Genomic DNA, 13,562 nt, shown 5'->3' on the forward strand with positions numbered 1-13,562 from the left:
TTTAGCGTGGTAATGGTCGTTCTGGCACGCCAGTCAAATCTTCTGGGGTGCTTGGGCGTTGCTCGTCAAAGACCAAGGTGGTGTTGGCAGGCACAATGTATGGCCCGCGAATATTGTTGTAGGTTCCACCATTGATTTCGTGAGTTTCCAGAATTGCGCCATAGTTGGTCAAGCCAAACGAATCGGCTTGGGCATAGATTCGGCTGCCAGCACTGAGTTGGCCTGGTGGCACGAAGCTCAAATCTGAGCGATAGTATTGGCCACCGCTGATCAAGGTCAGGGTTGCATTCGGCGCTAGCACAGGCGCATTGGTTGGAATTGCCCATGCCATCCCGAAGAGACCAATACTATTCCATGGTTGGTTGACTGCGGTTGGTGCTTGGAATGGATTGATATAGGCATCAACCCAATAGCCGCCCGACAGTGGCTCCGAACCTGTGTTGCGAATTGTGACGCGGACTGTGCCGTTCAGCACTTGAATGCTATCAACCACTACGTCAACCGATGCTGGTTTGGTCGCCATTGGGATGAAGACCAAGGCTCGATCGTCGTTGATGATTGTGATTGTGCTGGTGATTGGTGTGCCGAAGGCTGTGCCAGCTGGGTTGGTCAAGCTCAACAAGATGGTTTCGTTCAGTTCATAGGTGCTATCATCAATGATTGGCACAATCACTTGAACGCTGGTTTGACCTTGTGGGATGGTCAGCGTTTGGGTGACTGGGGTGTAATCGCTGAGCGTTGCCGTGCCATTGCTAGTGGCAAAGGTTACCTGAACTGCACTATTTGGATTTGGTGCGTTCAGTTGAACCGTCACGGTTGCACTGCCAGTTGCTTCGACCACCTCGTAATTGTTGAGGCTGAAGCTGATGCGTGGCACAACCAAGGCCACAATCGCGCTAGCACTATTGTTGGCCAGCAGTTGGTCAATATCATCGCTGACGCTGACATTGTTGATTAAGGTTGTATCGCTCGCCAAGCTTGGGCTGATAATCCCCGAAATTTGAATCGAACCACTTGCGCCCGCTGGAAGATCGTTGACCGTCCAAACGTAACTTGGGTTGGCTCCCGTATCGGTGATCGTCAGGCCTTGGCTGCTCACATTCACGTTGGTCAGCAATGGCGAGACAATATCGGTCAAGACGATGTTGCTGGTTTGCAGGTTGCCAGTATTGGTCAAATGGATGGTAAAGGTGACTGGTGTACCTGGTGTTGCAACACTTGGTGTAACTTGCTTGCTGATTGCCAAATCGACGCTAGTTAGGGTGACGGTTACATCATCGCTGGCGTTGTAGCTGCGTTCTAAGTTGACCGTGCCACTGGCCGAAGTCCAGGTGAGATCAACCTCGTTGACCAAGCTTGCGCCAATTGCCAAAGCTGGTGGCGAAGCGACTCGGGCTTGGTAGCCTAGGACTGTGGTTGAGCCAGTTGCGAAGCTAGCGAAGGTTGCTTCAATGGTTGAGCCATTGATTACAAAGCTGGTTGGAGCTGGGCCTGAGATAACGCTTAGTGAGCCAGCAACCGCGCTCAATCCAGTTGGCAAACTATCTGCAACCAGCAGATCATAGGCAATCGAATTGCTTTGAGCGGTGTGTTCAATCGTCAAGGTATAATCGAGCACTTGACCAAAGTCAGGTGTGCTGTCATCAACTGCCTTCACGATGGTCAAGGTTGGTTCAGCAACATCGACGGTGGCGGTGTTGACCGTATCGGTCAAGCTTGGGTCGGCGCTACCGTTGACGCTATTCAGCAGTTTCGCGCCACGCACCACACTACTGCTGCCATTGACGGTTGCTTGGTAGGTGATGGTAAAGCTATCGCTATCGATCGTATCAGCATCGTTGACGTTGCCTGGGTTGACCACGCTGCTGGCAGCAATTGTCAAGGTTTGGCCACTGAGGTTAGCGGTCAAGCCATTGACGGTCATTCCGTTGGCGTTGGCTACACTGGCCGAACCAGCGACATAGGTCAAACCAACTGGCAGGCTATCAACAAAGCTCAGGTTATTGGTCGTGCCTTCGAGTACAGTTGCGGTTAAGACATAGGTCACAACTTCGCCGAAGGTTACTTGGCTGCCAACTGTGCTTGCAATGCTGGTGTTCGCCACGGCTTTTTCAAGCGCGAAGCTGGTTGCTACGCTGTAATCCAACACATTGCTATCATCAGTGAAGCTTGGTAATTGCGAACCGCTAACATTCTTCCAGGTGATTGAGCCTTCGCTGCTTGCCGTTGCACCTTGGTTGATGCTATTGGGCAGCGTGTATTCCACAATCACGGTCAGGCGTTGGTCGTTGCTGCCATTGGTGTTGATCAAGAGATTAATGTTGCCAGTGTTGATCAAATCACCGTTGGCATCGAAGCCTAAGTTGCCGCTGACGTTGGTGCTGGTTGCACCATCGCTGACAATCGCCGAGATCAAGGTTGGCGTACCAAAGCTTGCTGGCAAGTCAACATTCAAATCAACATCATAGGCCGAGGCCAAGCTGTTGGTGGTATGGCTAATCACTAGTTGTTGGCGGATTCTATCGGCGGCATCTACGCCACCATCAGCCGTAAGTTTGCTCAAATTGATGTTGAGGTCTGGCTCAACCACCGTTACCGTGACCGAGTTGTCGTTATCGCTCAGGTTGGGGCTAGCCGTTGCATCAACATCGTTGGTCAAGGCCGTACCTGAAGCCACGTTTTGGCCGATGGTTGCACGATAGATCAAGCTAAAGCTATCGGTATCGAGGCCATCGCTTGGGTAGCTACCAGGATTGGTCGCTGGATCGACGCGGAAGATCACTGTTTGGCCTACGCTGGTCACGGTAAAGTTATTCAGCGTGATGCCGCCGTTGCTCAAGATTGCGCCTGAGCCAACTTCATAGCTCATGCCTACTGGCAAGGTATCTGTTAGCACGATATTGCTGGTACTGCCTTCAATCACCTCAACTTCGAGGGTATAGGTGACGGTCTGGCCAGCTGAAACCGTACTAGCGGCTGGCACAATTGCCTTGGTTACTGCAAAGAACGAAGCAATTGAGTCATTAATGCTATCGGTCTTGCTATAGCGTGGCAAGCTCACATCGGCTGCGTTGCGCCAAGTTACGCCACTTTGCATGCCTGCCAAGCTAGCCGGAGCAGCAGTGTTATTCACTTCAGCGCTAATCGTCAAGACAATTTGTGAGCCAATTGGCATACTTGCTGGGGTATTAGTTTGCAGGTTGTTGCCAACAATTGCAAAGCTACCACCAGTTGCCCCGCCAGTTTGTTGGGCGCTCACAATGTTCAAGTTGCTGAGGTTGCTGGTAAAGCTGCTGGTAATCGCAACCGTGTTCGCATCCTGCGCATTGGCTCCAGCAGGATTATTGACCGTCACGACAAAGGTGATTGGATCGCCTGCTTCGAGTTGAGCATCGCTGGTTTCAGCAACACTTAGCGTCAAGTCGGGTTCGCGCACAGTCACGCTAACCGAGTTGTTGTTATCGCTCAGGCTTGGGTCGGCGGTTGCATCAACGTCGTTGGTCAGGGTTGTGCCAAGGCTTACGTCGTTATCAACCATGGCTCGGTAGCGAATTACAAAGCTATCGCTATCGGTTGCTGCGGCGTTATTGACATTGCCTGGGTTGACCACGCTGCTGGCCGCAATCGTTAATGTTTGACCACTCACGTTAGCGCTAAAGCCATTGATCGTCATGCCATTGGCATCGAGCACCTGGGCTGAATCAGCAACATAGCTCATACCAACAGGCAAGGTATCGACCCAGCGAGGATTGGTCGTTGTGCCTTCCAGTACCGTCGTGGTTAAGGTATATTCAACCACTTGGCCTGGCGAAACCGTACTGACTGCTGGCGAAATTGCCTTCGTCACACTCCAAACACTTGGAGCAGTAATGGTTGGGGCGGAACCAGTTGCCGTATAGACTGGACGGCTAACTCCGCTAGCGTTCGACCATGTTGTGGTTGCTGAGTTGTCAATTGTCGAGTTTGGCGTAATCAGATCGCGAATTGTTCCTTGAACAACCACCGTTAGTACCTGATCATTCGAGCCATTGGTATCGATCAAAAGATTGAGATTGCCAGTTACTCGGAGCACACCACCGCTGAGCGAGAAATTACCAGAAACATTGGTGCTGGTTGCACCATCGCTGACAATCGCTGAAACCAGCGTCAGGTTTTGGAGTTGTAATGGCAAGGTGTCAGTCAGCAAGACCGATGTTGCATTATTGTTGCTGCTTGGCACGTGAGCTACGCGAATTTGGTAGCGTACCGTGTCGCCAGCATCAACCCCACCCGTCGCGGTGGTAATGGTCTTGACCACGCTCAAGGTTGGCTCAACCACGGTTACCGACACTTGATTGTTGTTATCAATCAAGCTTGGGCTAGCGCTTGAATCAAGGTCGTTGGTCAAAACCGTGCCACCAGCGACATTACCGACGACTGTTTGATAGGTCATCAAGAAGGTGTCGATATCAACGTTGCCAGCATTGTTGGTATTGCCGGGGTTGACGATGCTGGTTGCGCTAATCGTCAGGGTTTGGCCGCTGAGCGAGACGCTGAAATTGTTGATCGTCACACCATTGGCATTCGAGATTTGCGCCGAGCCTGGGACATAGCTCATACCAGTTGGAATGGTATCGACCCAAACTGGATTGAGGGTTGTACCTTCAATCACGGTCGTACTAACAGTGTAGGTTACGACTTGGCCGATGCTGACTTGGGTCGTTGGCGGAACAATAAATTTGCCAACAACCCAACTGCTCGCGACATTGATCGTGGGAGCCGTAGCACTATCGTTATAGTTGGCATTGAAGATGCCGCCAGGGTTGCGCCACGTGAGGTCGGCAGTATTGCTGATTGTGCTCAGTGGCGTGGTTGAGTCTGCTACCAGACCGCGAACCATCAAGGTCAATACTTGGTCGTTAGCACCGTTGGTGTTGAGATCAAGCCCAAGGTTGCCAGTGGTGCGTAATTGACCAGTAACAATCGTGAAGTTGCCAGCCACATCGGTGGTGGTTGCCCCATCACTGACCGTTGCCGAGAGAATGCTGGTAGCACTCAATTGGCTTGGCAAGGTATCGGTAATCATCACGCTGGTGGCGTTGGCTCCGCTGCTAGCGGTTGGCTGAACCTTGATGAAGTAGCGTACTTCATCGCCCGCATCGATGCCCGTGGTGACTGAATTGATTGTCTTGCTGATGGTGAGTTCTGGCTCGACCACCGTAACCGTGACTTGATTGTTGGTATCGCTCAAGCCTGGGTCGGCACTGGCATCAACATCATTGGTTAATGGCGTGCCACTGGTGGCGTTGCCTGCTACCGTTGCTTGATAGGTAATCGTAAAGCTATCGGTATCAGCAGCAGCAGCATTATCCACATTGCCGGGGTTGGTTACGCTGCTGGCACTAATAGTTAGCACTTGGCCGCTGAGATTGACCGCGAAACCATTGACAGTCATGCCGTTGGCATTTTCAACGACGGCTGAAGCTGGCACATAGGTCATGCCAGCAGGCAAGGTATCAACCCATTGAATGTTATCGGTTGTACCTTCAATTAGGCTTGTACTCAATCGATAGGTAACGGTTGCGCCTGCGCCAACTTCAGGGCCAGGGGCAGCCACGGTTTTGGTAACACTAAAGTTATTCGGAATCGTAATGCTTGGGGCAAGATCAGTGGCAGTATAGGTGGAGCGTTGGACTCCTGCGCTATTGCTCCAATCCACGGTGGCGGCATTAGCAATCGTGCCACCTGGATTAATCTGGTTGCGTACTTGACCAGCTACAACGATCGTTAGGCGTTGATCGTTGGTGCCATTGGTGTTGAGCAACAAGTCTGGCGGCGTAAGCGTGACCAAATCGCCGCTGCCGTTGATGCTAAAGCTACTGGCAACATCGGTATTGGTTGCACCATCGCTAATTGTGGCACTTTCAATCACCATATTTATAATGCCAGCGGGCATATCATCGCTAATATTAAGGTCAAAGGCATTGCTGTCACTAGTAGCTTGTGGCGAGACTTCAATGCGGTAGCGCACGGTATCGCCTGCATCAACTCCAACCGCGCTGGTCGTGAGTGCCTTATCAATCGCCAAGATTGGCTCAACCACGGTAACGCTGGCGGAGTTATTGTTGTCGCTCAAACCTGGATTAGCAGTTGCATCAACATCATTGGTTAGCACCGTGCCAGTAACATTGCCAGCAACATCATTGACCGTAGCCTGATAGGTAATCGTGAAGCTATCAGTATCAGCAGCAGCAGCATTATCCACATTGCCTGGGTTAACTACGCTGCTAGCACCGATGGTCAGCACTTGACCGCTTAATGAGACATTCAAGCTAGGAATAGTCATGCCATTGGCGTTTTCAACGGTTGCTGAACCTGGTACATAGCTCATACCAGCGGGCAAGGTATCAACCCATTGCAGATTATTGGTTGTGCCTTCAATCACCGTTGTGCTTAAGCGATAGGTGACAGTTGCTCCGACGGCAACGTTTGCACCTGGGGCAGCAACCGTCTTGCTAACACTAAAGCTGGCCGGAATCGTGATGTTTGGGGCAAGATCGGTGGCAGTATAGCTGCCACGTTGCAGGTTTTCGCTATTACGCCATGTAACGATTGCGGCATTGGCAATCGTGCCACCTGGGTTGACGGTGTTGCGAACCGTGCCGCGCATCACAATCACCAAAACTTGATCGCTCGGCCCGTTGGTATTGAGTGTCAAGTCTACTGGTGTGACAGTAACTAAATCGCCACTGGCATTGATATTGAAATTGCTAGCGACATCAGTGTTGGTTGCGCCATCGCTGATCGTAGCACTTTCGATCACCGTGCCTTGTAGCGCAGCCGGCATATCATCGCTGACATTGAGGCCAAAGGCGTTGGCATTGCTTGCTGCTAGGGGGAAGACTTCAATCCGATAGCGCACGGTATCAGCAGCATCAACCCCGGCGGTGCTGGTCGTGATGCTCTTATCAATCGACAAGAGTGGCTCGCGCACCGTGACACTCACCGAGTTATTGTTATCGGCTGCGACACCATCGGCAGTTGCATCAACATCATTGGTTAATACCGTCCCAGCAACATTGCCAGGCACATCGTTAACCCGAACTTGATACGAAATTGTAAAGCTATCAGTATCCATGATGTTTGGCGCATCGGAGTTGCCGGGGTTCATCACACTGTTAGTTGCGAAGGTTAACTGTTGTCCAATTGGTATGATACTTACCGGAGCTATAGTCATCCCATTGGCATTGAGTAAGGTTGAACCTGATACATAACTCATTCCAGCAGGTAAGGTATCGACCATCTGGATATTGCTGGTTGTACCTTCTAAGACATTGATACTCAATTGGTAGGTAACAATGCTGCCAATCGTTGGCGTGCTACCTGCAATTACCGATTTGGTAACATTAAACGGCGTTGGCACCGAAATATTTGGCGCACTGCCTGAATCGTTGTAGTTTGATCGCTGGAACGCGGTTGCATTGCGCCAGGTAATATTGGCAGTATTGGCGATTGTTGCGCCAGGAGCCACACTATTCTTGGTGATCCCACTGACGATAATCGTCAAGGATTGATCAACTGTGCCATTGGTATTGATATCAAGATTGATTAGGCCTGTATTAGCAAGCTGGCCTGAGCCATTGATCGCAAAACTACTGGTTACATCAGTATTGGTTGCGCCATCGCTAATCGTGGCGGATTCCACAGCTAGCGAACCAAGCACGGTTGGCAAGTTATCGATCAGGCCGATATCATAGGCAAACGCAGTGCTAGCAGCGGTATGGCTGACCCGAATTTGGTAGCGCACCGTATCGCCAGCATCGACCGCCGAGGATGAACCAACAATCGTTTTGCTGACATCCAAGAATGGTTCAACAATCGTCAGGTTATGGGTATTGCCGTTATCAACTTGGCTTGGGCTGGCCGAAGCATTGACACTATTGGTCAAAACCACGCCGCTCACATTGGCAGGCACATCAAGTACTTTTACTTGATAGGATAAGCGGAACACATCGCTATCAGCGGTTGCGCCGTTATCAACATTACCTGGATTGACGACACTACTTGCATTGATCGTCAAGGTTTGGCCGCTAACATTGGCAGTCAAACCACTGATCGTCATCCCATTGCTATTACTAACGTTAATTGAGCCTAGCACATAACTGGTATTCGCAGGTAGGGTATCGACAAATTGTAAGCTATTGGTCGTCCCTTCAATCACGCCAACATCAAGATGGTAGGTAATATTTTGATCGATCAAGGCATTAGTTTCAAGGCTCGATTTGCTGACCGTAAAGGCGCGGGCCATTGTGGCGTTCACATTCGCGCTACTATCAGTCAAGCCCGTAACACTGCCAAGTGAACTGGTATTGCTCCACGTCGCGTTGGCAACATTGCCAAAAATTGCGCCGGCAACCGTTGTATTGGCAACTTTGGTGTTCAGCACTAAGGTTAATTTTTCGCTGTTGTTGCCATTGGAGCGATAGCGCAAGCCAAATGGAGTTGAGGTTGCGAGATCGCCGCTACCAACCGAGAGATTGGCAGCGACATTGGTGCTGTTTGCCCCATCACTAACAATCGCACTGACAATAGTGGCATTATTCAGTTGGGGAGGTAAATCATCGGTCAGGTTGAGATTAAAGCCATCGGCCAAACTCAACGAAACCGTATCAGCGCCTTCAACCACCGTGGCATGTTCAACTTCGATTTGATAGGTCAGGGTGTCAAAGGCATCAAGGTTGGTAGTATTGCTGGTGATGGTTTTGCGTACATTCAGAATTGGCGTAATCAATTGACCAAAAATTTCTGATTCGCCAATTGTTTGACCATCACGATTATCAGCTCCACCCCAAACAACCAAGGTATGGTTGAGAGTTTGTCCAGCGTAGGCAATCCCAATAAAGCCATTGGCAAAGAAACTATCATTGCCATTTGGTCCCATATCGCTGACTTGCACATCATTGGGGGCGAGGCGAGCACCCGTTGCAGCATTAATTTTTTGGGTGAAGATTTCGCGTTCAGTATTACCAGCAGCGCTGGGAGCCATCCAGGCAATAATAAACTGGTTATCCCGCGAGTTATAGGTAATAACTGGGTCAGTTGAAACGCCTGTGTTGGTTGATGAGAGGGTCAACAGGCCACCAGTTACCGCTCCTGCCCCGCTGACGATCTGGCCATAAACGTTATAGACCGAGTTGGTGACGTTATCGCCCGACCAAAGCACCAGATAGAGATTATTGGTTGGGTTATAGCCAACATTAATATCAAACGAATCTTGATTGGCATTATTGGCGATCAAGAAATCGTCTGCACCAATTTCGGTGAGGGCGGCATTCAAGCGTTGGCCATAAACATCAAAATCGCCGTCAGTGCCGCTATCATCGGAGCGCCAAACGACTAAATATTCATTATTGGCGCTATTCCACACAATGTTCGGGTCTTCTGGGCGAATGGTTGCACTGCCAGTCGTGCCAACATCAGAGACCTTAACGTCGCCGCCAACCTCGATCAGGTTACCGCCGCCAAAGCCGAGCAATTGCACATAGACTTCAAACTCAGCCTCGACTCGTCCGCCAACCATATCATCGCCATACCAAACCACTGCATATTGATTATTGGTGGCGTTATAAGTAACAGCTGGTTCGAAGGCATCAAGTGTATTTACGCCATCCGCACCCATTTGGCTAACCCGCAATGGCGCACCAATCAAGCTGCCGTTGGCGGCAACCCGCTGCGCATATACTTCAAGCTCGTTGGTAAGCCCAGCCGCAACCTGGCTATCGCCTTCAAAAACGACTAAATATTCATTGTTGACGCTATTCCAGACCACTTGTGGTCTGCCATAGGCATCTTGAACATCAGCGTCATCGGCAATTAAAAAGTCATTCGTGCCAATTTCAGCACCAGTCGCTGCATCGATCAATTGACCATGCAAGTTTAACGAGCCAGTGGCGGTTTCTAAGCCTTCCCACACCAAAAGATATTGGCTATCGGTGGCGTTATAGGCAACCACAGGATTCACAGCAATGCTACCATCAGCATTGCCCAGCCCGCCCATATCGCTCAACAACACATCGTTGGAGCCGAGGAGGGGCGCAGCCATGGGGCGTTCAGCCGACGTTTGGGCTTGCTGCACAGGCTTTGGAGCGGCAAAGGCTCCACTTCCTTGCAGCACAAACAGCACTCCAACGAGGAGTGCCGCTACCACAGCAGAAAGTCGAGATTGTTTCAACACAGCGGGATACCTTTCTGTTTGGGTTACCTTCATCAGACACACAAATATGAGTTGAGCCAGCCACTGCGCGGCGCTTGTTCAATGGTGCGAAGCAGTGGATTAAGATCAAGTGTCGCAAGCTCAAGCGCGATAACTTGGTTGCTGGTTTGATCGGTTGGATGAGCTTGAATAAGGTACAACTGTGGCACACTGGTTTGTTGGCTTGAATAACGTTCGATTGAGCCACGTGGGGTCGTCCAGGTTGCGTTGTTCAGCGCCTGCAACAACCCTTGATCATCGGAATTGGGCGACTCAAGCAGTGCCTGAGCCAGGCAAGCTCCAGCTTCTAGGCCTAAAAGCTGCGCCAATGCTTCAAAGGGGTTTGTTGCTGCATTCGCTGACGAAAGGAGATCCGGATGCCATGGCAAACAGGTCGTTAGGGCTAGTTTTGAGCGTAGCTCAGGCTCGATTTCAAACCAAACCATCGGACTAACGACTAACGATCGTTTGCCAAGCAATGGACTATCCGCCCACGCCGCTAAAAATTGTTTTGCCTCAGGGCCGCATGCTGTATAAAAGAGCAGATCGCTAGGGGTTTCTGCCAAATAATGCCAGAGTGGCGTAAAATTGCCGCGATCAGGCGCAACATGGCTCAGGTAGTGGCCAACTGTCTCGCCACCAGCCTGATTGAACCCCTCTAAAAGGGCATAATGCAGATCATAACCACTATCGTAGTGGCTCAAGGCATGCACGGTGGTGCGGCCCAGCTGTTCCGCTGCCCAACGTCCAAGCGCATGATGGGCCTGCCATAATCCCAAACTGTGTTGAACAATCCACGGATGCTGTTCGCTCGTGCGTGGAATATTTTCACCAAGGTTGACGACCAGCGTTGGGCGTGGCATGCGCTCCAAAAATGGCGTAATGTATTCAATTAAGCCACTTTGCAGCCACAGCACTAAAATATCAACATGGCGATTGCCAAGCAATTGTTGAATTTTTTGCTCAAGCAGAATCACCCCAGCCCCAACTTCTTCAACAACCACATGAACATCCTTGATCATGCCATCGTGAATGCTGGGAGCCAGAACGCTACGCAAGCCTTGCTCAAATTGCTCGGCAATCGCTGATCGATCGACTGCGAAAGGGACGAGCATACCAATGCCCAAACGCTGATTGTGCATACCTTTAAATCCTCAACCTATTAAGTCTGCGATGGGAAGATGCCTTGTAAGGCAATGCAAAAACTGATCGTTAAAAATGGAGCCATATTCAGGTGGGCTTGACTGCCCCCAACACTACCGACGGCCAATGGATTCATTGTGCCAGTTGGGCCAGCGGTGGTGTAGCCATTGACCCCACTCGAACGGGCTGGCGGATAGCCACTAGCGCTATTGGCGGGCTGGATTGAAGCTGAAAGCATATGATTATGGGTTGGTAATTCTGTAATCGAGAGGGTATGGGCTTGCTCGCCTGCGCGTTCACCTAAAGTATGTCCATTGCCCATATGAATCGGAATACGCCCGCGTAAATCGGGCAAAGCAAAATTGACGCGACCATCGCCACCATAGGTTGTGCCTAATAACGAAAATAAGGCTTGATTTTGATTAATTGGTAATAATTGACCATTACACAAAGCCCAGCCACGCGGGGCGAATACGAACGAAAACAGGCGAAGCTCGCCTAAAAATGGTTCTGCCATAGTAATTCATCCTCATTTAAATAGCTGGATGCCGAATCGTTCGAACTTAGCCACGTGGTGGGAAGATGCCTTGCATGGCAATAATAAAATTCAAGGTCAGATAGGGCTGCATATTATTATGTGGTTGGTTATTGCCAGTTAATGTAAGTTCTTGCGGTGATAAGGTTGTATCAGCCGTATTGCGGAAGGTATCAGTTGATTCGCTGGCCCCAAAGATATTATTTGTTGGGTCAGCATTCGTCCCATCAAGTGCTACAAAATTAAAGGTGTGGTTATGGCTTGGAATTTCACTTTGTAAGAGGGTAACGGTTTCAGTACCGCCAGTTTCGCCTAAGTCGCGTAAACTTAAGCCTGGGCCTTGGCCTGGCTGCATGGGGGCGCAGCCTTGGAGATTGGGCAGGGCAAAGTTGCTTTTGCCATTACCCCCGTAGGTTGTACCTAATAACGAAAATAAAGCAGTATTTTGCGAAATTGGCAACAATTGACCATCACAAAAAGCCCAGCCACGCGGTGCAAAGTTGAAGCCAACAATCCGAATCTCAGCGACAAATGGGTCTGACATACAAGCACCTCAATAACTACATCTACTTAACGATTCAAGGCTCGCTTTTTTCGCCTAGCTTGGTGATGGGAAGATGCCAAACAATGAGATAATAAAGTTGACAGCTAAAAAGGGCTGCATATTGTCATGTGGCTGCGAACCACCAGTTTGGCTAACGGCGTTGGCGGCAAACGGCGAAATATCACCGGGTGTTGCTCCAGCAACATACAGGTTGGTTGAGCCAGCTTTGGCCCAAATGGCGTTTTGCGGAATATTGGTTGTGCCATTGTTGGCGCTCACTAAAGCAGGGTGGGTGTGGTTAGGGATTTGGGAAACAATCAAGGTGACTTGTTCAACCCCACCAGTTTCGGCTAAAATGAACCCGTTGCCTTGGTGCAAGGGAAAACGGCTTTGTAAATTGGGTAAGGCAAAAGTCGATTCTCCATCGCCGCCATAAGTTGTGCCGATTAATTGAAAGAGCGTTTCGTTCTCTGAGATTGGTAATATCTGCCCTGCGCAGAACATCCAGCCGGCTGGGGCAAAATTGCCTGCAAACATGCGAATTTCACCAACATACGGTTGTCCCATGTGCGATCCTCCAAAAACTAAGGCCGCCATTCCATTTCGGTGTACATACTCATGCCACCGACAGCTTGAAATCCTAGGCGCTCGTACCAAGCCTGAACCTGAGGATTTTCTTTATAAACATATAAACGAATCCGGCGTTGGCTAGCTTTGGCCTCAGCGATAAACTGGGTCAAGAGTTGCCGACCAATGCCGCGTCCGCGAAATTGCGGCAGAATCGTTATATCTAAAACGCGCATCAGGGTTGAACTTTGAAATGTGTACCAGTTGCCAACGGGTTTGGCTTTATGCAGCACAATTTGGTAGCTGCCATCGGGGTAATGTTGCATGTAGTGGGCATGTTGGGCGCGGTATTGCATTTTGATAAAATTGGTCTTTTGGGTTTCATCCCAATCAACCCGCGCCAATTCGGCTGCCCGTGTCGAGGCATACAAATTAAGCAGCAGCGACTCATCGTTGGGAGTCGCTGCCCGCAGACTCAGTGGGGCTGCTAATCCAATCATCGGTGATCTCCTTCAGCACACCAAACCCTAGAGAATCAAGCA

6 protein-coding genes are annotated in these 13,562 nt (G+C 50.3%); all 6 read right to left on the minus strand.

All coding sequences use genetic code 11. From position 1 onward, the window contains the following. Window position 1: 1 nt before the first annotated feature. From LCH85_14490 to LCH85_14515, 6 genes are read right to left on the minus strand one after another with little or no spacing between them, the layout of a single operon-like run. The gene (locus LCH85_14490) at window positions 2-10,213 is read right to left on the minus strand and encodes an isopeptide-forming domain-containing fimbrial protein (protein MCA0353198.1); all 10,212 of its coding nucleotides are present in this window, start codon (window positions 10,211-10,213) and stop codon (window positions 2-4) included. Between the two features lie 32 nt (window positions 10,214-10,245). After that, entirely contained in the window at window positions 10,246-11,373 is a 1,128-nt protein-coding gene (locus LCH85_14495; protein ID MCA0353199.1) for an ABC transporter substrate-binding protein, read from the minus strand. Window positions 11,374-11,393: 20 nt separating this feature from the next. Continuing rightward, complete coding sequence (locus LCH85_14500; GenBank protein ID MCA0353200.1) at window positions 11,394-11,891, minus strand: tail fiber protein; 498 nt, start codon at window positions 11,889-11,891, stop codon at window positions 11,394-11,396. 46 nt (window positions 11,892-11,937) lie between these two features. Further along, entirely contained in the window at window positions 11,938-12,453 is a 516-nt protein-coding gene (locus LCH85_14505) for a tail fiber protein (protein MCA0353201.1), read from the minus strand. A gap of 54 nt (window positions 12,454-12,507) precedes the next feature. Next, a complete protein-coding gene (locus LCH85_14510; protein MCA0353202.1) occupies window positions 12,508-13,020 on the minus strand; it encodes a tail fiber protein in 513 nt (170 codons plus the stop codon). A gap of 17 nt (window positions 13,021-13,037) precedes the next feature. Then, on the minus strand, window positions 13,038-13,520 hold the full coding sequence (locus tag LCH85_14515) for a GNAT family N-acetyltransferase (GenBank protein MCA0353203.1): 483 nt from the start codon (window positions 13,518-13,520) through the stop codon (window positions 13,038-13,040). Window positions 13,521-13,562 lie beyond the last annotated feature (42 nt).

Source organism: Chloroflexota bacterium (assembly GCA_020161265.1).
In the GTDB taxonomy this organism is placed as follows: Bacteria; Chloroflexota; Chloroflexia; order Chloroflexales; family Herpetosiphonaceae; genus Herpetosiphon.